A 19233-nucleotide genomic window follows, 5' to 3' on the forward strand; every position below is an offset into this window, starting at 1 on the left:
TTCCTTAGAGGTATGGAAACAAAATTCATATGTTAACACAAAATCGTCACTGTCGAGTTTCAATAATTCCTTAGAGGTATGGAAACCGTATGTTCCATCATCAAGAAAGATGACTATTTGATATGTTTCAATACTTCCTTAGAGGTATGGAATCGCGGCCAGTCTGCACATTATCTCGCCTCCCTTTTGAGTTTCAATACATCCTTAGAACTATGGAGACATTTCAATTTTGATGCCCGTGTTTGTTTTCGCTTCTGTTTCAACATTCCTTATTTTTTGTAGATAATATTTTTTGGATCAAGTTGGTCTAGTTTTGTCTTCTGTGGGAAAACAAAAGTTAACTTGCTGCTAATCTATATTTTTCAAAAAAAGTGATTCAATAAATTTTTGAATTGTAGAAACAAATGGGCAATAAAGTTTAGAAAAATGGCGGGGAAATTCTTTAAGCTTAAATTCTTCAGGGAAACGTTTCTAGGAAACTTTTTGACCTTCTCTATTTCTGCTTTTGAAAGCAATCTGTTGTGGTTATTTCCGTTCTTTTTTTCTCATTTATCTTTAGAAAGACACTATCGTTTCTATCCTTCAAAAAATGGTACTGGATCCTCATCCAGATGTTGGATTATATGCGTCTGAAGCGATAGGGAAAATAGAAAGTCATTTTAGCGCAGTTGAAAAATCTTTTCAAGAGATTATCGAGAATTTGAATGAAAATAATTATGAAGTTGCTTTGGATTACATAAGGTCAGGGTTTTTAGAGGGAAGAGTGGGTAGTTTTTATAAAAATCTCTTACTTGAGAAGTTGAAAAATCCGCCAGATGAAAGTCCAGGGTTTTTTATTCTCCACTATGAAGTAAGAGGAGATGTATCCATACTCATGGAAGTTTTTTTGAAAACAAAATCACAAGAAATTTATAGGCTTTTGTTGAAGGAATTATTGAGGTTGGGAGATTATAAAAGACTCAATTTCTTGCTGAGAAAGTCTTTTGAGACGAGTAAAGATGAATAAAGAGATTCTTATACCTTTCTCTCATGAGATCGAGTCTGTATTTCTTACGGACAACTTTTTTCGCATTTTTAGAAAATGTATCTCTCATCTCCTTATCCTCAATCAATTTTAAAATAGCTTTTGCCATCATAAGGTGATTCTTGGGAGGAACAATAATGCCACATTGCCCATTTTCATCGTAGATAATTTCCCTACAAGCTCCTACATCAGTAGCAACGACAGGAACTCCCGCTGCCATTGCTTCCAATATTACAAGTGGTTGTCCCTCCGAGACGCTGCTTAAAAGAAGAAGATCTAGTTTGGGATAATATTCTCGCACGTTTTGACGTCCCAAAAATTCCACAACATCGTCTAGGAAAAGATTTTTTGTTAGCGCCTTACACTCCTCATAGTAATCCTCTTCTTCATCGGTAGGACCAATTATCAAGAATTTTATTTTTTCGTCTTTTAAAACATCTTTGACAATCCTTATTGATCTTATTGCTGTTTTAACATCTTTTATCCTTGTTACTTTCCCCACAAAGCCAATAACAAATCCTTCATGTTCTTCTTTCGGCAGATCAAAACTGTCTACGTCGATTCCATTAGGAATTATTATCATTTTTTCTGGATTTGCACCGAGTTCTAACTGGAACATCTGGTTTTTTTGGAAAAGTGTTGTTAGTACATCGCAAAAATCGTAGGCAAGCATACTTATTGCTTTGAATAAGTTTATCCACATGGGTTTATAGTCTTCATGAAGCCATTTAGAAATAATTATCTCTCTTTCCCTTTCTCTGTGATAAATACCATGCTCAGTTATTATCAAAGGGGAATTGTGAACAAGTTTTTCTACAATTCCAACGAGGGAGGCATATCCTGTACTTGGAACATGGAATACATCGCATTTTTCTGGAACAAACTGCAAAGAATTCACCACAGGAAGGATTAGATTCCTAATTATCCAATAGTATTCGGTAAATCCTCTATGTTTAAAAAAATCGTTGTAGGTTTCAACTACAAGGTTCCAAAATTCTTTACTATAAAATATTTTTGGAAAATATTTTCCGGCGTTTTTTCTTATGAAATCTTTCAGTTTTTCGACCAGAACATCTAAATTTTGTTTTTGAACAATAGCCTTTGTTATTTCGGTAAGTGCCGAAAGGTTAGCTTCTTCAGGTATTTCAGGGTCAAAATCTCCAAAGATATTCACTTCATGTATACGAACAACGTTTTTTGGTATTTTGTATCTAACCTCTCGTTTCTTCTAATCGGGGCGGAGGTGGTAAATTTCAAATTCAAACTCAGGAAGGTTAGAAATAAGAGTTTGAATCCAGCTCGATACTCCCCCTGTAATATAAGGATAGGAACCCTCAGCGATAAGTCCTACTCTCATAATCTTTCACTGCCTCCGGCGGTTGTATTCCCTCTATCACATTCATTTCGTCGAGTTCCAAGTCGGATCGAGCAGCGTACGGTATACATCCATTTCTTTTGGCCTTCTCGTAGTAATCCAGAATCCGGCTTATGTTTTCAAAAGAATCAGAACCGTCATCGACGTAATCAACAGAGAGAATGAATTTTCCCTCTCGATTCAATCTAATGAGATATTCCAATCTACTCCTTGTTTCATTTTCTTCAAGAGGAGTTGTTTTCAAATAAAACAGGTTCTCAACAGCCCATCCCGAAACAACCGAAACAAGCTGTCCATCATCGAAATCGAGAATACTCTCACCGTTTTGAAGTATCACCAGCATATCTGGTTTTCTCTCTCTGACGTATTCAGCAATTTCCAGCACGAAATTTATCATTTTTCTGGCAGCACTTCGTCTTGAAATAACACCTTCTTGAGCCCAGTATTCAAAAGAATCGATCCTATCTAAGTAGATTCCCTTGAATCCCTGATCGATGACTCTATCGAGGTATGAAAACACGATTTCTTTCCATTCATTGTACCAGTATTTGACAAAATAGTTCCCTGGCCAAGCAGGATCTTCTTCACCTAACCACTCAGGAGTGTTCGTGTACCAACTTTCTTTCCAGTAAAAGCGATAGTCCTCCGCCTGACCAATGTTGACGTAAGCAACAGGAATAACTTCCGCATCTACCATGATTTTAATCTCTTCAGGTGAATATTCTCCACTTTCACTTCCGTCTTTTGAGTAATCTATAACGGCAATTTCAAAGCCGGATGAAGATATCTCCACGGGATCAGCGTTCTGGAGTTGATAAAGCCAATTGTCAAAAGGCATGAACCATCCCTCTGTTGACATAACCGTTGAGCAGGAGGAAATGAAAAACAATGATACTATAATAATGGACAGAATGTTTTTGAGGTGAGACATATGAGAAAATTCCTCCTTTTGATTCTTGTTCTGCTTGCGTTCCCCTTCTTTTCTAAGACTCTCCTCCTCTACAAAGGTTCTGAAGGAGGTTATGGTTACAATATCCTTTCATGGTTAGCTCCGGAGCTGGAAGTTCTGGGGGAGGATTACGAGTTTGTAGACGTGGAAAAATCACTGCCCGATTTTGAGGACTACGATTTCGTCATTACCTGTTACTATTCTTCCTCGATGCCCGGTGCGAAGAAATATTTGAAAAAACTGGTTGATTTCCTTTTGAATGGGGGCAAGCTGTTCATCATAAACAATCTGGGGGCGTTTGAAGATTCTTCTGGGGATAATCCCTCTCTGAGCGATATAAACTCTCTTCTGAACCTTTTGGGTGTGTCTTTCAGATACGGTTGGCGACAGGAGACGGTTTTTAGCTACGAGATCGAAGATGGATACCTCATAAAACTTCCCTCACTTCCTGTAAAAAAAGCATTCGATGGTTTCGAAGTGTTTTCTTCGAATGTCAAAATAGTGTCGTACGCTGTGACGGAAAAAGGAAAACATCCGGTAATCTTCTACGGACCTTTTGGCGGCATGGCGCTTTTCGATCACGCTTTCAATGAGAACGGTAAGCCTGTTGTTGATTTAAGAAAAATTGTCAAGGATATCGTCGTCGGTTATCGTGAAAACAAAGTGCTGATGCTCGGGGAAAATCATCACATAAGGAAGATATTTGAATATGCCCTCTTTGAAGTTGATAGTTCCCGATCTGGTGTCCTTCAAAAATACAGAGCAATCGTGATTCCGAACGTATCCTTTTTGGAAGAAAAGGAAATAAAATCCTACTTAGAAAACGGCGGTGTTGTAATACTGGTGGGAAGTGGAGCGCATTACATTCGGGGAGAAGTCGTTCTGGAAAAAGAAAATCTGTACATTCCTCAAGATATCACCGTTGGTGAGAGAAAAGTGGGCTACATTCCAGCACCCGAGAACGCGAAAGCATTCATAACAATTAATGGGACACCTGTTTCTTGGATGGAGAAGAGAGAAAAGGGCGCTTTCGTCTTTTTCCCTGAAGATCTTCTGGGAAAGTGGTCGAGAGGCATCCTGTTCAATGAGTTTCTCGAAGCGTCCGATTTTGTGATATCTCCTATGGTAAACGCTTTTTCCGTCTTTCTCGACGATTTTCCACTTCCTGCATATGGTATCGAATACGATATTTTAGGTACAACCGATGAAATCTTCTATTATAAAATCTGGTGGCGTGATATGAAAGAACTTTGTGAGGATTTTTCTATAAAACCCATCACCGCTCTCGTAACGAGTTACGAGCAGAAGACAAATTACGACGGCTTTTTTGAGTTCCTTCAAAAGAGTAGTTCTATCAAAATTTTGAAGAACCTCATCGAAGACGAAGGGGTGGATACAGGGATTCATGGTTACAATCATGTGCCACCGAAATCAGAGAATTGGGATTTAGAAGAACTTGGAAAAGCATATAAGTCTTTGAGAATTTTTCTTAGTCAGTTGTCATCAAGTTACGAACCTGTAGCTTTTGTGGCTCCAAACAACGAAATAGATCAGTCAGGGATAGAAGTTCTCAAAAGTGTATTTCCAACGATAAAGGTGATAGGTACGGCGTATTCACTAGAAGACAGTACAGGAGAGTTCACTTTACTGGATGATGTATTGATACTCCCAAGAACAACGAGCGGTTGCTACCCTCTTCAGAGACTTCTCATGGAAACGGTGTCTACCCTTTTGAATCTTGGAACCTATCATCACTTTTCTCATCCAGACGATGTCATAAGTCTTGACAGAAATCCAGAAAGGTACAGTTGGAATGAGATGTTTGATCAACTCAGGTCTTTCTTCCGAATCATGAAGGAAAATTATCCCTGGCTTAGAAATATGGATTCAAAGGAACTATACAACACTTTCAAAGATTATTTTGAAAACAAGCCAAGAATTTTGTATCATGACAAAAAAATAGTGATTGTTCTTCCGAGAACAGCTGAACTTCCCCGGTATTTCTTTTTGAAAGCTAAAGGCGATGTGAACGTACATGGTGGGGTGATCCTGTTCAGAGATAAAGATCTTTGCGTGGTGGAGATGAGGAAATACAAAATGGAGATCTCGGAGGTAATAGAAGATGGCAGGTAAGAGCTTTGACCTTCTGTTTTCAAGAAACAACCTTTTTTCAGATGTGCTCGCATTTTTCTATTCGACGTTTGTATACTTTGCACCGTGGTTGGTGGTTTTGTTTTACATCATATGGTCGTCCAGGTGGTTCTCAACTTCTCCCTTCTTTCTCAGTGTGTTGAGTTATTCTCTCATCTTTTCAATGATAATCGCTGGTGGTATGTCTTTTCTCATTTCCAGATTTCTAGCAAATTGTATCTATTCAAGGGATCAGAGAAAGATCTATGAGAGCTATATAGGTGCTGTATTACTGGTTTTTTCTGTTTCGCTTGTGATCGGATTGATATTTTTTGCCGTGAACGATCAATATTCTCTGGTTCAAAAGATCCTTGCCTGTTACACTTTTGTTGGCTTTTCGCTTGTCTGGATTTTGATGCAGTTTGCTTCTGTAACGGAGAAAGAATCGCTTGCAGTTTTGGCTTTTGCAGGTGGCATCGTGGTTTCTGTTCTCCTTGCGCGTTTCTGGGACATTTCAATGGAAGAGAAGCTTCTTTTGACACTGGACATTGGAATAGGTCTGATAATCTTCATGCTGAATTTTCTCATTCTTAGCTATTTGAGAAGCTCGATCCGAATAGGATTTGATTTTCTTCTGCTAACAAGAAAGCATCCTCAGCTCCTGTTTATCGGATACTTTTATTATCTTTCGATCTGGATCGACAACTTTATTGCCTGGAAAGTAAAAGGGATTGAAATCGCACCTGGATTTTTCATGTCTCCAGAATACGACATACCGAAGTTCATGGCGAGTCTGTTTTTCATACCGAGTCTGGTGGTGTTCAATCTAAGTATGGAAACTGTCTTTCAAAGAAATTACAAAGGTCTCATGCAATCAATAGTGAGCGATAAACCGATGCGCGTTATAAGTGAGAATCTGAAAAAGCTTTCACTTTCATTGCGACACGCTTTTTCCAATATGTTTGCGCTGAACATGGTAGCGATGATTTCCTGTTTCCTTCTCAGAGATTCTCTCAGATTGTGGTTCAACCTTTCTGAAAGTTTCAACAGAATTTTCGTCTGGGATGTTGTTGGAGTTAGTATGAACATAGCCTTTATGTCCCTGCTTGTTGCGTCGCTTCATTTTGAGTATTACGGTATTGCCCTGGAGGGAACTGCTCTTGTTTTGACTTCTAACATGATCCTGTCTGTTTTTTTCATAGAAAATATACCGGGTCTTAGTTTCGCTGTGGCTTTTTCTGGAGGTTTTCTCTACCTTCTTTTGAGGTTCAAGTCGAAAGATTTTCTCTACGAGGTTTACACAAAGCAACCACTCGGCCTGGAAAAAGTAAAGAAAACTTCCTGGAAACCAAAGGAGATGATTCGATGAAACCGAGAAAGAAGAGCTGGTTCGTTGAGGTTCTAATTTCCTATGGTATTGTTTTTCTGTTCGATTATTTATACAAAACCGACGTTTTCAAAGAGTCTTTTTTGAATTTTTACTGGATTCCTCTTCTCATTTTCTGTGTCAGGTACGATCTAGTCGTTCATGTGTTCAGTTCAATTCTTTTCTTCACTTTCATAGTGGTTTCAAAATTTTTGAGTGAGGAAGGTTTGAACTTCTCCAGTGATTTTGCACTCGCAAATTCCATAATGCTCGTTATTTCCACAGTGCTCTCACTGATAAACGAAGTTAGGGTAAAGAACATGGAACGATTATCCCTTGAACTTGCTTACAGAAATGAGGATGTCTCAAGACTGGAAGAAGAAGTTCGAAAACTTAAGAAGCAGATCAATTCGCTGGATCAAAAACTCTTCTACGAATCGGCGGGAATCAGTTCCTTGTTGATAGAACTCAGGGAAATTTTTACCGAGGACTTCGAGAAGTTCGCACAGAGGTTTGTGGAAATAGTCTCGGAATATTTCGATGTAAAGAGAATGTATGTGTACAGATACAAGGACGGTTTTTTACGGTTGGCGGCGGGAATTGGAAGACCTGAACTGGGTTTTTCTCTCAAAAAAGGTGTCTCTCTGGTAGTGGATAAAGCACTACAGGAGGGAGTGGGCAGAATACTGGATGTTATAGATCAGGTGAAGTCATCGAATGAACCTTGGCTGGCGGTTAGGATAGGTGACGGAGAAAACATCCTCGGGGTAATAACTGTGGAGGAGACCGCAACAGATAACCTGGAGCTCGTGGAAGAATATCTCACGGCGCTTGCCGCATGGATCCACATCGTCATGAGAAAACTCGAGTTCGAAAAGTACGAGAAATACAGATTGAAAGATGGTACGTTTCCTGCAGACTTTTACGAAACAGAGAAAAATCGCTTGAAAGTTTTAGAAGCTCAACATGGGATACCATTCATTGAAGTTTGCGTTCGTATAAAAAGGGAGGAGTTGGGAAAACTTCTGAAAATCTTGAGGAGAAACGACCTGGCAACAAAGATGTCTGAAGACGGAGAGTATCTGCTTTTGAAGCTTCTCTTCCCCCTATGCGATGAGATAGGATTCAACATCATAAAAAAGCGCTTGGAGAGTGAGATAAGTGAAGTCGAAATTGTGGATTGTGAATCTCATTAATTTCGCACTGGGAGTTTTAAACATAGGGCTTTTGTTTCAAGGGGAGAATCCCTTTTTCATAATGATCCTCTGTTTGAATCTCGTGATAAGTTTCCTCGTGAATAGAGATGTGTCGCAGATAGTGATCGCCATCATGACGTATCCTCTCGGCCTCGTGGTACCTCTCAAAAAGAAAAAGCTCCGCTTCGAGGAGGTGGAAAAACCCCAAAAAGTCGAAAGAATAAACTTGATGAAAAGATCGTTCAAAGAATCTATTTTCTTCGGTCAGGATGAAGACAAGAAGAGATCGATTTTGAGACTATCTGAAGATGTTGAAAAAGGAAAGGTGCCTCCAGAAAGGTTGATTTCTGCCTCGAAAAGATTGATGAAAAACTCAGGTGTCGATGTTGGACTCTATACGACTGAAAGTATTGAGAGAGTGGAAAAATCTTTCGAAAAAGAGGAAGAGATTCTTTTAAATATCGAAAATCTCGATGGTGAAAGTGAGGAACTCTACAAGAGAGTATGGGATTATCTGGAAGCGGATTTTGTGTCGGGCAAATTGAAAGAATACTACAGATTTCTGCTGCTGGACCGCTTGAAGTTGCTGGACAAGGACGAAAGATACTTCATCATGAAATATAGAGTAGAACAGAACCTGGAAGTGCTTTGGGAAGGATTGAAACAAACGAGATCTCCACTGATTTACAGAACACTTCTATTCGAACTTCTAAAACGAAGAAATTACCCTGAGCTCAGACAGTTGAAACTGTTTTTTTCGAAGTCAGAGAAAGATAAAGATTCCGGTACTTCTCAATCATAGTTTCCACTCTGTACTTCTGGACCACCTTTTTTGCGTTTTTCGAGAAAGTATCTCTCAATTCTTTATCCTCATATAGTTTTATGATAGCCTTTGACATTGAAAAATGATCTTTTGGAGGGACGATTATACCGCACTGTCCGTCTTTGTCGTAGATTATGTCTCTGCATGCTCCCACGTCAGTGGCAACGATGGGAACACCTGCTGCCATCGCCTCGAGTATCACAAGTGGTTGTCCTTCCGAAACACTGCTTAAAAGAAGAAGATCAAACTTGGGGTAGTACTCCTTCACGTTTTGAGGACCTAGAAATTCAACGGTGTCTTCTAGTCGAAGAACCCTGACAAGTCTTTTACATTCGGCAAGGTAATCTTCCGCGTCGACCGGTCCTATTATCAAAAATTTCAGTTTTTCTCCAACCACTTCCTTGACAATACTGATAGCTCTTATGGCGGTTTTAAGATCTTTTATTCTGGCAACGCGTCCCACAAATCCCACCACGAATCCTTCGTGTTTCTCTGGAGGAAGATCGTATTCTTCCACGTTTATTCCGTTTGGTATGATGAACATTTTTTCCGGATCAGCACCGAGCTCGAGTTGATAAATCTGGTTTTTTCTGTAAAGAGTGATGAGAGCGTCAGAAACTCTATAGGCGATCATGCTTATAATTCGAAAAAGTTCGATCCACATGGGTTTATAAGCATCTGGTACCCAGGTGGAGAGGATTATCTCTCTTTCTCGCTCTTTGTGATAAATACCGTGCTCTGTTATCACAAGAGGAACGTCATGAACAAATTTTCCGTTCACACCTACCAAGGAAGCGTATCCTGTGCTTGGAACGTGGAACAAATCACATCTGTTTGGTACAAACTGGAGAACATTAACCACAGGAAGGAAAAGGTTCATTATCATCCAATAGAATTCGGTAAGACCTCTTTCCGAGAAGAATTCTTCGTATATTTTCAACAAAACGTTCCAGAATCCCTTCGTTTTCAGCATTTTTCGAACGTTTTTCCCCGCGTTTTCCCTGATGAAGTCTATTGCGAGAGGGACGATTGAACGTGTATCCCTTCCGAAAGAAAGTTGTGAAATTATTCTTTCAAGAGACTCTAAATTTGCTTTTTGAGCACTGTTAGATTCAAAATCACCAAATATATTCAGCTCGTGTACAGCTGTCACATTTTCTGGGATCTTGTACTTGATTGTCTGTGGTTCTGTGACAGCTTTCAGATGGTATATTTCAAACTCAAATTCTGGAAGATTTGTCAACAGCGTGTGAACCCAGTTTGAAACCCCGCCTGTTACGTAAGGATACGTTCCTTCCAGAATAAGTCCAATCTTCATAGGTGCCACCTCTTGATGAACTCATCGATTTCATTATACCAGCAAAAAGGCAGGGAAACCCCCTGCCTTCGTTTTTGCTGTTGATATCTCAACTTATCCTTGCTCTTTCGAAGCTTTCCATTGCGAGGATGAGTCCCACCAGCATCAAGATCGAGAGAATTCCCCAGTCGAGGCCGAAAGAGAACTTCATCACTTTTTCTCCCACTAAGTACCCTCTCGAGGCGTCTACCGCGTAGGTGAGGGGATTTATGTAGGCAAGAGCCTTCATCCAGTTTGGCATGGAATCGATGGGATACATTGCACCGCTCAGAAAGACCAAAGGCATCATCAGAGTCATCATGATCATCTGGAATCCCTCAGTGCTTTCCATCTTCAAAGCAAGCGCAATACCAAAGCTTGCAATGGTAACTGACATGAGAAATCCAACGGCGAGAGCGGGAAGTAGTCCGGATATTTTCAGACTTTCTGCGAGGAAGTAGTTGAAGACGAGAATTATAAGTCCCTGTAAAACGGTAACGATCGCATCTCCAACGATTCTACCTGTGATGCTGAGTCTTCGTGAAGAGGGAGCCACCAGAACCTCTTTGAAGAAGCCAAACTGTTTGTCCCAGATCAAACTCACACCGCTGATGAAACTCATGTTGAAAACTGTCATGGCGAAGATACCAGGTGCAAGGTAAGTCAAGTAGTCCACTCCGCCAAACATCATTCTCGCCCAGGGATTATCGAAAACTTTACTCCATCCCAGTCCGAAGAAGATGATCCATATCAGAGGGTTTATTATCATTCCAATGACTCTCGAGCGTGACCTCAAGAATCTCATGAACTGCCTGTAGATCATCGTCACAAAGGCTGCCATGCTATTACCTCCTCATCCTCATTCTCATTCTTGCCATGGTTTTGAAAGAGTTCTCCGGTCCTTCCTCTCTGAGCTCTCTTCCCGTGAGATGGAGGAAAACGTCGTTGAGCGTGGGTTTGTGGTAGGTGATTTCTTCTATTTTCAAACCCTTCTGCTGTGCCAGCTCAAAGATCTTCGGTATCGCCCTTCCAGAATCTTCCACGTTCAGCTCCAGCCTTCCATCGGGGAGTTTTCTACACGACTCTATGAAGTCGCCTTCGAGACATTCAACGGTTTCAGAGAATCTCACGTAGATAATCTCTTTTCCAACCATTCGCTTCAACTCGGTTGGAGTTCCGAGTGCTATGATTTTACCGTGATCTATGATCGCCACTCTGTCAGCAAGCTGTTCTGCCTCGTCCATGTAATGGGTGGTGAGAAAGATTGTCATGTTGTGTTCTTTTTTCATTTTCGAGATGTATTCCCATATGTGTGCCCTTGTGTGCGGATCGAGGCCAATGGTGGGTTCGTCAAGAAAGAGAACCTCCGGTTCATGTATTAAGGAGCGAGCTATTTCGAGCCTTCTTGCCATGCCCCCACTGAACGTTTTGACCGGTTTGTCTTTGAACTCCAGAAGTTCCACGAACTCGAGAAGTTCAAGGATTCTCTTTTTGAGTTTCTCTCCACCGTAGCCGTATATTTTTCCGTGTATGTACATGTTTTCATACGCGGTGAGCTCTCTGTCCAGTGATTGATCCTGAAAGACTATACCGATTTTTCTTCTAACCTCTCGAGGTTCTTTCAGCACGTCATGACCGGCGACCCATGCTTTCCCACTCGTCGGTTTCAGAAGCGTGGTGAGCATGTGAATGGTGGTGGTTTTTCCCGCTCCGTTTGGGCCAAGAAAAGCGAAAACTTCTCCTTTCTTCACTGAAAAGCTGACTCCTTTGACCGCTTCGAAATCTCCGAACTTTTTCACCAGGTTTTCCACGACGATAATGTCTTCCATCTCTGACACCTCCATAGAGTCAAAAGATATATCGATAGATATATCCTCTGGGATTATAAAATAATATGCATGGATATGTCAATCGGTTTGAACCTGAAGACGGAGAAAAGGATCTATTAACTTGGAGGGGGAAAACATGGAGAGAGTACGGGATTTTTTCGTTCTTCTCTTTTGCGTTTTACTTTTCACTTACGAATTCCTTGCTTTGAACGTGAGAATAATGTTCAGATCCGTAAAGAAGAAAAAAAGCCGGGAGACAACCCCCGGCTTCAAATTCCCAGTTCCTTGAAAATCTTTTCCACGAGTTCTATTCCAACTCTATTCTGAGCTTCATCTGTAGAGGCACCTATGTGGGGAGTGGCGACAACGTTGTCCAAGCTCAAAAGTTTCCTTCTGATTTCATCTGTTGGTGGTTCCACTTCGAAGACGTCGAGCCCTGCAGCGTAAACTTTTCCACTCACAAGGGCTTCGTACAGGGCTTCTTCGTCGATTGTTCCCCCACGGGCTGTGTTTACTATGATGACACCGTCTTTCATCTTCGCGATACTCTCTCTGTTTATGATATGCCTGGTTGATTCTGTGAGAGGCACATGCAGGGAAATGAAGTCGCTTTCTTTGAAAAGAGTGTCCAGATCCACGTATTCAACAGGTAGATCTGTTTCGGGTTTCGCGGGATCGTAAGCGATGATTTTCATTCCAAAGGCAAGGGCTCTTTTTGCCACTTCCTGCCCAATGTTTCCAAATCCGATGAGTCCCAGCGTTTTTCCAAGAAGTTCCTTTCCTTTGAGTGCTTTCTTCTCCCATTTTCCTTCTTTGAGAGATATGGTAGCTCTTGCTATGTGGCGAGCACAAGCAAGCATCAAACCCATCGCGAGTTCTGCCACGGATGGAGCACTAGCACCTGGTGTGTTGAGCACTTTTATTCCTTTTTCCTTGGCCTTTTGAACGTCTATGTTGTCCAGCCCGATGCCTGCCCTGGCGATGATCTTCAGATTTTTCCCGGCCTCTATGATGTCGGCTGTGACTTTAGTGGCGCTTCTGACGACAAGAACATCGACTTCCGGTATGATCTTCATCAATTCGTCTTTTTCTAGGTGTTCCGATGTGACTTCGAGTTCCTCTTTGTTCATAAGAAGCTGTGTTGCCTCTTTATCGAGAGGATCGTTCACGTGCACTCTGTATCTCGCCATCTCCATCACTCCCCAATGAATTCTTTAGCGAAGACAGCTTCGGCTGCCTTAACACCGACTCCGAGTTCGAACTCATAACCGAGTTCCTTCAAAGTGAATTCGAGAGCGGAAATGGCAGTTATGGTGTCGAAAGGTGACATGTATCCGAGGTGTGCTATCCTGAATATTTTTCCCTTGAGTTTAGCCTGTCCACCGGCGATGGTCACACCGTACTTGTCTCTCATGATCTTGGGAATCTGTTTTCCATCGATGCTCTCAGGCACTTTCACGGCTGTTACAACGTTCCCAGGTCTTTTCGAAAGGAGTTCCAGTCCAAGTGCTTTCACCGCTGCTCTTGTTGCGTCTCCCAGTATTCTGTGCCTTTCCCATACGTTTTCTATGCCTTCCTCTTTTATCATCTGAAGAGCCTTTCTCAACATGTATATCATGTTTACTGCGGGGGTGTAAGGATTGTCGGGGTAAGATTTCCTGTAGGCCCTCAGATCGAAGTAGTACCTTGGAGATCTGGATTTTTCCACGAGCCCCCACGCTTTGTCGTTGAGAGAGATGAGTGCCAGTCCTGGAGGTAACATCAAACCCTTCTGTGAACCTGTGACAACGACATCCACACCCCATTCATCCATCTTCAGTGGTTCTGCTCCAAGAGCGCTGACAGCGTCTGTCACAAGAACAACGTCTTTTTCCTTCGTGACTCTGGCAATTCCTTCGAGGTCTATGACTGTACCCGTTGATGTCTCACTGTAGGTGGTGAAGACGACCTTTGCATCGGGGTTTTTGTTGAGAGCCTCTTCGATCTGTTCAGGTGTGACCGCGTCTCCCCATTCGAGGGCGATTTCTACGATATCAGCACCGTAAGCCTGACAGAGCTCTTTCCATCTTTCACCGAACTTTCCAGCCACAACCACGATCACTTTGTCTCCAGGGCTCACAAGATTCGCCACCGCTGCTTCCATAGCGCCAGTTCCTGTGGAAGCAAAGGCGTACACGTTGTGTTTTGTCTGAAAGACGTACTTTGCACTTTCGAGGGTCTCTTCCATTATGGAAACAAACTGAGGTGTTCTGTGGTGTATTGTTTCCTTCGCTCCTTCTGTTAAAATATCGTTTGGGACTGGTGTTGGTCCAGGTGCCATTATGTAGTGTTTCTTAAGAAACTTTCCCATGGAACTCCCCCTTTCCAGGATGGTGGTGCTTGTTATTTTTTTAACTAATTATACTACCAGAATTTTTACAGACGGATGAAGCATATTTATCAAAAGGAACGAGAAAGCAAAAAATCTGTTTGCTATAATCTTGAGAGGTGTTGGGAATATTATACAACGACCATTGATGGTGTAAACACAAATTTCAACAGGGAGGGGATAGGCATGGTTAATCCGTTCATAAAAGAAGCGAAGGAAAAGATGAAGAGAACACTGGAGAAAATCGAGGATGAACTGAGAAAAATGAGAACAGGGAAGCCCTCTCCAGCCATTCTTGAGGAGATCAAGGTAGATTACTATGGTGTTCCAACTCCTGTGAATCAGCTCGCCACGATCTCCATTTCTGAAGAAAGAACCCTTGTCATAAAACCCTGGGATAAAAGTGTTCTCTCCCTCATAGAAAAAGCGATAAACGCGTCCGATCTTGGTTTGAACCCCATAAACGATGGAAACGTGATCAGGCTTGTCTTTCCTTCTCCAACCACTGAGCAGAGGGAAAAGTGGGTTAAAAAGGCGAAGGAAATCGTCGAAGAGGGGAAGATCGCCATCAGAAACATCAGAAGAGAGATTTTGAAGAAGATAAAAGAAGATCAGAAAGAGGGTCTCATTCCAGAAGATGATGCCAAAAGGCTGGAAAACGAAATACAGAAGCTAACAGACGAGTTCATCGAAAAGCTGGACGAGGTGTTCGAAATCAAAAAAGAGGAGATCATGGAATTTTGAGGATACCACAGCACGTTGCGATCATAATGGATGGAAACGGCAGATGGGCGAAAAAGCGAGGTCTTCCCAGAATAAAAGGGCACCAGCGAGGTGCAGAGGTGCTCCACAACACCGTGAAATGGTCTTTGGAACTGGGGATAAAGTATCTCACAGCTTTTTCTTTCTCCACAGAGAACTGGAAAAGACCGAAGGAAGAAGTGGAGTTTCTCATGGATCTTTTCGTTCAGATGATAGATCGTGAGATGGAGCTCCTCAGAAGAGAAAGAGTCAGAGTGAGAATTCTTGGAAGAAAAGAAGGTCTTCCGGAGAGGGTGCTTAAGAAGTGGAAGGAAGTGGAAGAAAAAACAAAAGAGTTCGACCGGATGACGCTCATTATCGCGTTCAACTACGGAGGTAGAAGGGAGATCCTCGACGCGGTAGAATCTATTTTAAAGGATGCATCTCAGGGAAAGAAAATAGAACTCACCGAGGAGACCTTTCGTCAGTATCTGTATCTACCAGATGTTCCGGATCCAGATCTGATAATAAGAACCTCAGGTGAGATGAGACTCAGTAATTTCCTTCTCTGGCAGTCCGCGTATTCCGAGCTTTATTTCTTCAAAAAACTGTGGCCGGATTTCACGAAGAGGGATTTTCTGAGGGCTATAGAGAGTTATTCAAAAAGGGAAAGACGATTCGGGGGTTTGAGCAATGGATGATTTGAAAACCAGAGTCGTAACCGCGAGTGTCGTAGCACCTTTCGTTGTTCTGTGTTTTGTGAGTTACGAGAGTCTAATAGGACTCGTCTCTGCGATCGTCATTCTGGCTGGCTATGAACTCATCACACTTGAAATGAAAGAACGTGATGCACGATTTTTCTATGTGATACTCCTTGCTCTGTATCCCGTCCTCTACGGTCTTGTTTTTGAGGAACCCGCGCAGCCGCTGTCGATCCTCTTCATAACTGGAGTGGTTTTCTCTCTGATAACAGACAAAGATCCTTCGCAGGTGTTCAAGACAGTCGCTGCCTTTTCGATCGTTCTCATCTACGTTACCTTCTTCCTCAGTTTCTTTCTTCCGATTTATCGGGATTTTGGTGCCGCGAACGCTCTTCTCGTTCTCACCTCCACCTGGGTGTTTGATTCCTTCGCATACTTCACGGGTTTGAAATTTGGAAGAACGAGGATCTCTCCTCGATACAGTCCAAGAAAGAGCCTTGAAGGAGTGATAGGAGGATTCTTGGGTGTTGTCATCTACACCTTTTTGTATCGACTCGTTGTGAATGATCTGCTCTCTGTGAACGTGATAAATTTCAGAACGTTCCTTCCTTTCGCCGCAACGGTCGCGGTTATGGACACCTTCGGTGATATTTTTGAATCGGCCCTGAAGAGACACTACGGTGTCAAAGATTCTGGGAAAACCCTTCCGGGTCACGGAGGGATGCTCGACAGAATAGATGGACTGCTCTTTGTTGCTCCTGTCAGCTACATCGTGTTCAAAATCTTAGAAGGAGTGGTGCGATGAGATACATGACTTCCGAAGAGATCAGAGAAGCTTTTTTGAAATTCTTTGAGAAAAAGGGACACAAGATACTACCGAGTGCTTCTCTCATACCGGACGATCCTCAGCTTCTCTTCACCGTGGCCGGCATGGTTCCTTTCAAGCCCATTTTCTGGGGCAAAGTCGAACCCGTTTACACGAGGGTGGCTACCTGTCAGAAGTGTTTGAGAACCGTTGATATAGAGAACGTGGGAAAGACTCCAAGGCACCATACGTTCTTTGAAATGCTCGGTAATTTCTCCTTTGGAGACTATTTCAAAGAAGAAGCCATAGAGTGGGCCTGGGAGTTTCTCACCCAGGTGCTTGGGGTTCCTGAAGAAAAACTGTGGGTCTCCGTCTACGAGGAAGACGAAGAGGCCTTCAGAATCTGGAACGAAAAGATAGGTCTTCCCGAGAAGAAAATTTTGAGAATGGGAAAAGAAGACAATTTCTGGGGGCCGGCTGGGCCAACGGGGCCGTGCGGTCCCGATACGGAGATCTTTTACGATACAGGGTACTCGAAGGGCTGTCCTGAGGGCGAAGAGTGTACTCCTGCCAATTCTGAAGGGCGATTCGTGGAGATATGGAACCTTGTTTTCACCGAGTATTACCAGGACGAAGAAGGAAAGCTCCATCCTCTTCCGAGAAAGAACATAGATACGGGAGCTGGTCTTGAAAGGTTTTGTGCGATGATGCAGGGAGTTTACAGCAATTTCGACACAGATCTGTTCCAGCCGATAATAAACCGCATAGAGGAACTGACAGGTGTTGGCTACAAAACAGATGAAGAGAAAGACGTTTCCATCAGGGTCATAGCCGATCACATAAGGGCCATCACCTTCTTGATCAGTGAAGGTGTTTTCCCTTCCAACGAGGGAAGAGGGTACGTTCTCAGAAGAATCATAAGGCGCGCGATGAGACATGGAATACTCCTCGGTATGAGTGAACCGTTCCTCTACAGGATCGTTGATGCCGTGGTGGAGAAGATGGGAAAAGTTTACCCGGAGATCGTTCGTGGTGAAGGTATGGTGAAAGAAGTTCTTTCCGCGGAAGAAAACAGATTTCTAAAGACTCTCGAGCAGGGAATGAAAGTCTTTGACGAGATCGTCGAGAAGAAGGGAAAAATAGATTCCGAAGACGCGTTCAGACTCTACGATACATACGGACTTCCACTGGAGCTCACCCTTGAAATCGCAAAGGAGAAAGGTGTGGAAGTCGATGTGCAAGAGTTCAACAAATACATGGAAGAACAACAGCGAAAGTCAAGAGCTGCTATGGGCGATGTGGAATTTGCCAGAAGGTACGAGTACCTTGAAAAACTCCCCAAAGATTTCCGAACCGAATTCACTGGGTACGAAAAACTCGAAGATGAGGGCGAGGTCGTTCTCATAGCCAGGGACGACGAAACGGTGGAAGAAGCATCAGAAGGCACAGTTGAGGTGGTTTTTTCAAGAACTCCGTTCTACGCGGAGAAAGGTGGGCAGGTATCCGACACGGGGATGGTGGAATGGAGAGATGGAAAAGCACTTGTGGAATACGTCTTTGAAGCTTCAGAAGGTGTGATCGTCCAAAGAATAAAGATACTGGATGGTACTCTAAGAAGAGGCCAGAAAGTGGTTCTCAGAGTGGATAAGAAGAGAAGAGAGTCTACAATGAGAAATCACACGGCAACTCATCTGCTTCACGCGGCTTTGAAAAAGGTTCTGGGAGACCACGTGAGGCAGGCTGGGTCCTTAGTTGCACCTGACAGATTGAGATTCGATTTCACACATTTCAAAGGTCTTTCGAGTGCAGAAATAGAACAGGTGGAGGATCTGGTGAACGAATGGATCATGGAAGCGATTCCGGTCGAGGTGAGGTACACGAGCTACGAAGAAGCGGTAAAGTCCGGAGTTGTTGCGCTTTTCACGGAAAAATACGGAGATGTGGTCAGGGTCGTCGAGGTTCCCGGTGTGAGTAAAGAACTCTGTGGCGGAACGCATGTGAAAAACACAGGGCAGATAGGTTTGTTCAAGATCATCTCGGAGGAATCCGTTTCGTCAGGTGTGCGAAGAATCGAAGCGGTCACCGGCTTCAGCGCTCTGGAACTTCTGAGAAACCAGAAGAAACTGATCGATCAGCTGAAAGAAATCCTCGGGGCAAGGGAAGACGAGCTCACGGACAGGGTCCTGAGCTTGAGAGAGAAGGTGAAGGAACTCGAAAAGAAACTCTCTCAGGGAAGGATTTCCGAAAAAATGATAGCCATGAAACAGCTGGAGGATGGTGTAAAGGTCTTTCACGGTGTCTTCGAAGGTGTCGAGGCAAAACACCTCGGAGGAATAGCAGATAACGTTTTGAAAAAGGAAGGGGAAGGCATTGTTATTCTCTTCAGTAAGTTCGAAAACAAGGTTTTCCTCGTCGTGAAGGTTTCTGAGAATCTTCTTGACAGGTACGATGCCTCCTCTATAGCACGAAACATAGCGAAGGAACTCGGTGGAAGCGGAGGAGGCCGAAAGAATTTTGCCCAGGCGGGTGGAAGACATCCGGAGAGGATAAAAGATGTTCTGGAACGTCTCGAAGAGTTTCTGAGGTGAAA

At 42.8% G+C, this 19233-nt stretch carries 16 protein-coding genes and 1 pseudogene; 10 read left to right on the top strand and 7 right to left on the bottom strand.

All coding sequences use genetic code 11. The features are described from left to right. Nucleotides 1–589: 589 nt before the first annotated feature. A complete protein-coding gene (locus TRQ2_RS07320) occupies nt 590–1006 on the top strand; it encodes a hypothetical protein (protein WP_012311111.1) in 417 nt (138 codons plus the stop codon). Here the strand turns inward: TRQ2_RS07320 and pelF (TRQ2_RS07325) are convergent. Both pelF (TRQ2_RS07325) and TRQ2_RS07330 read right to left on the bottom strand, forming a co-directional pair. Then, nucleotides 960–2381, bottom strand: a pseudogene (gene pelF, locus TRQ2_RS07325) (GT4 family glycosyltransferase PelF). The gene TRQ2_RS07320 and the pseudogene pelF (TRQ2_RS07325) sit on opposite strands and share 47 nt — an antisense overlap. Beyond that, the gene (locus TRQ2_RS07330; protein ID WP_012311113.1) at nt 2359–3330 is read right to left on the bottom strand and encodes an MJ1477/TM1410 family putative glycoside hydrolase; all 972 of its coding nucleotides are present in this window, start codon (nt 3328–3330) and stop codon (nt 2359–2361) included. The pseudogene pelF (TRQ2_RS07325) and the gene TRQ2_RS07330 overlap by 23 nt, the downstream one beginning before the upstream one ends. Here TRQ2_RS07330 and TRQ2_RS07335 point away from each other — a divergent pair, their 5' ends adjacent. Genes TRQ2_RS07335 through TRQ2_RS07350 form a run of 4 tightly spaced genes read left to right on the top strand, consistent with a single transcriptional unit; the run spans nt 3331 to nt 8842 of the window. Beyond that, entirely contained in the window at nt 3331–5481 is a 2151-nt protein-coding gene (locus TRQ2_RS07335) for a DUF2194 domain-containing protein (protein ID WP_012311114.1), read from the top strand. Further along, entirely contained in the window at nt 5471–6847 is a 1377-nt protein-coding gene (gene pelG, locus TRQ2_RS07340) for an exopolysaccharide Pel transporter PelG (RefSeq protein WP_012311115.1), read from the top strand. The genes TRQ2_RS07335 and pelG overlap by 11 nt, the downstream gene beginning before the upstream one ends. Continuing rightward, complete coding sequence (locus tag TRQ2_RS07345) at nt 6844–8040, top strand: GAF domain-containing protein (protein ID WP_012311116.1); 1197 nt, start codon at nt 6844–6846, stop codon at nt 8038–8040. Before pelG ends, TRQ2_RS07345 begins: the two co-directional genes overlap by 4 nt. Beyond that, nucleotides 8006–8842 carry a hypothetical protein gene (locus tag TRQ2_RS07350; RefSeq protein WP_012311117.1) on the top strand — a complete coding sequence of 279 codons (837 nt, stop codon included), beginning with the start codon at nt 8006–8008 and terminating at the stop codon, nt 8840–8842. The genes TRQ2_RS07345 and TRQ2_RS07350 overlap by 35 nt, the downstream gene beginning before the upstream one ends. On the opposite strand, the gene pelF (TRQ2_RS07355) is transcribed toward TRQ2_RS07350, so the two are convergent. The 3 genes from pelF (TRQ2_RS07355) to TRQ2_RS07365 all read right to left on the bottom strand — a co-directional run bounded on the left by pelF (TRQ2_RS07355) (nt 8775) and on the right by TRQ2_RS07365 (nt 12028). After that, nucleotides 8775–10181: a GT4 family glycosyltransferase PelF gene (gene pelF / locus TRQ2_RS07355; protein WP_012311118.1), complete on the bottom strand. Its 1407-nt coding sequence runs from the start codon at nt 10179–10181 to the stop codon at nt 8775–8777. The two genes, TRQ2_RS07350 and pelF (TRQ2_RS07355), sit on opposite strands and share 68 nt — an antisense overlap. Before the next feature lie 88 nt (nt 10182–10269). Next, nucleotides 10270–11040 (bottom strand): ABC transporter permease, encoded by a 771-nt coding sequence (locus TRQ2_RS07360; protein ID WP_012311119.1) that lies wholly within the window; start codon nt 11038–11040, stop codon nt 10270–10272. A 4-nt stretch (nt 11041–11044) separates the two neighbouring features. Then, on the bottom strand, nt 11045–12028 hold the full coding sequence (locus tag TRQ2_RS07365; RefSeq protein ID WP_012311120.1) for an ATP-binding cassette domain-containing protein: 984 nt from the start codon (nt 12026–12028) through the stop codon (nt 11045–11047). Nucleotides 12029–12164: 136 nt separating this feature from the next. Here TRQ2_RS07365 and TRQ2_RS09905 point away from each other — a divergent pair, with 136 nt between their 5' ends. Beyond that, on the top strand, nt 12165–12317 hold the full coding sequence (locus TRQ2_RS09905) for a hypothetical protein (RefSeq protein ID WP_148202950.1): 153 nt from the start codon (nt 12165–12167) through the stop codon (nt 12315–12317). On the opposite strand, the gene TRQ2_RS07370 is transcribed toward TRQ2_RS09905, so the two are convergent. Continuing rightward, nucleotides 12298–13218, bottom strand: coding sequence for a hydroxypyruvate reductase (locus tag TRQ2_RS07370; RefSeq protein WP_012311121.1), 921 nt, complete (start codon nt 13216–13218; stop codon nt 12298–12300). The genes TRQ2_RS09905 and TRQ2_RS07370 overlap by 20 nt on opposite strands. A gap of 5 nt (nt 13219–13223) precedes the next feature. After that, a complete protein-coding gene (locus tag TRQ2_RS07375) occupies nt 13224–14378 on the bottom strand; it encodes a serine-pyruvate aminotransferase (protein WP_012311122.1) in 1155 nt (384 codons plus the stop codon). 204 nt (nt 14379–14582) lie between these two features. Between TRQ2_RS07375 and frr the strand changes: the two genes are divergently transcribed. From frr to alaS, 4 genes are read left to right on the top strand one after another with little or no spacing between them, the layout of a single operon-like run. Continuing rightward, nucleotides 14583–15140: a ribosome recycling factor gene (gene frr / locus TRQ2_RS07380; RefSeq protein WP_004081616.1), complete on the top strand. Its 558-nt coding sequence runs from the start codon at nt 14583–14585 to the stop codon at nt 15138–15140. Next, a complete protein-coding gene (locus TRQ2_RS07385) occupies nt 15137–15838 on the top strand; it encodes an isoprenyl transferase (protein ID WP_012311123.1) in 702 nt (233 codons plus the stop codon). The genes frr and TRQ2_RS07385 overlap by 4 nt, the downstream gene beginning before the upstream one ends. Then, nucleotides 15831–16643 (top strand): phosphatidate cytidylyltransferase, encoded by an 813-nt coding sequence (cdsA, locus tag TRQ2_RS07390; RefSeq protein ID WP_012311124.1) that lies wholly within the window; start codon nt 15831–15833, stop codon nt 16641–16643. Before TRQ2_RS07385 ends, cdsA begins: the two co-directional genes overlap by 8 nt. Next, nucleotides 16640–19231, top strand: a complete 2592-nt coding sequence (gene alaS, locus TRQ2_RS07395) for an alanine--tRNA ligase (protein ID WP_012311125.1) — start codon at nt 16640–16642, stop codon at nt 19229–19231. The genes cdsA and alaS overlap by 4 nt, the downstream gene beginning before the upstream one ends. Nucleotides 19232–19233 lie beyond the last annotated feature (2 nt).

Source organism: Thermotoga sp. RQ2 (assembly GCF_000019625.1).
In the GTDB taxonomy this organism is placed as follows: domain Bacteria; phylum Thermotogota; class Thermotogae; order Thermotogales; family Thermotogaceae; genus Thermotoga; species Thermotoga maritima.

Coding starts and splice junctions, on each gene's coding strand:
- TRQ2_RS07365 (WP_012311120.1), bottom strand. CDS start 12,028: ATGGAAGACATTATCGTCGTGGAAAACCTGGTGAAAAAGTTCGGAGAT.
- cdsA (WP_012311124.1), top strand. CDS start 15,831: ATGGATGATTTGAAAACCAGAGTCGTAACCGCGAGTGTCGTAGCACCT.
- pelF (WP_012311118.1), bottom strand. CDS start 10,181: ATGAAGATTGGACTTATTCTGGAAGGAACGTATCCTTACGTAACAGGC.
- pelG (WP_012311115.1), top strand. CDS start 5,471: ATGGCAGGTAAGAGCTTTGACCTTCTGTTTTCAAGAAACAACCTTTTT.
- TRQ2_RS07370 (WP_012311121.1), bottom strand. CDS start 13,218: ATGGCGAGATACAGAGTGCACGTGAACGATCCTCTCGATAAAGAGGCA.
- alaS (WP_012311125.1), top strand. CDS start 16,640: ATGAGATACATGACTTCCGAAGAGATCAGAGAAGCTTTTTTGAAATTC.
- TRQ2_RS07360 (WP_012311119.1), bottom strand. CDS start 11,040: ATGGCAGCCTTTGTGACGATGATCTACAGGCAGTTCATGAGATTCTTG.
- TRQ2_RS07330 (WP_012311113.1), bottom strand. CDS start 3,330: ATGTCTCACCTCAAAAACATTCTGTCCATTATTATAGTATCATTGTTT.
- TRQ2_RS07375 (WP_012311122.1), bottom strand. CDS start 14,378: ATGGGAAAGTTTCTTAAGAAACACTACATAATGGCACCTGGACCAACA.
- TRQ2_RS07320 (WP_012311111.1), top strand. CDS start 590: ATGGTACTGGATCCTCATCCAGATGTTGGATTATATGCGTCTGAAGCG.
- TRQ2_RS07335 (WP_012311114.1), top strand. CDS start 3,331: ATGAGAAAATTCCTCCTTTTGATTCTTGTTCTGCTTGCGTTCCCCTTC.
- TRQ2_RS09905 (WP_148202950.1), top strand. CDS start 12,165: ATGGAGAGAGTACGGGATTTTTTCGTTCTTCTCTTTTGCGTTTTACTT.
- TRQ2_RS07345 (WP_012311116.1), top strand. CDS start 6,844: ATGAAACCGAGAAAGAAGAGCTGGTTCGTTGAGGTTCTAATTTCCTAT.
- frr (WP_004081616.1), top strand. CDS start 14,583: ATGGTTAATCCGTTCATAAAAGAAGCGAAGGAAAAGATGAAGAGAACA.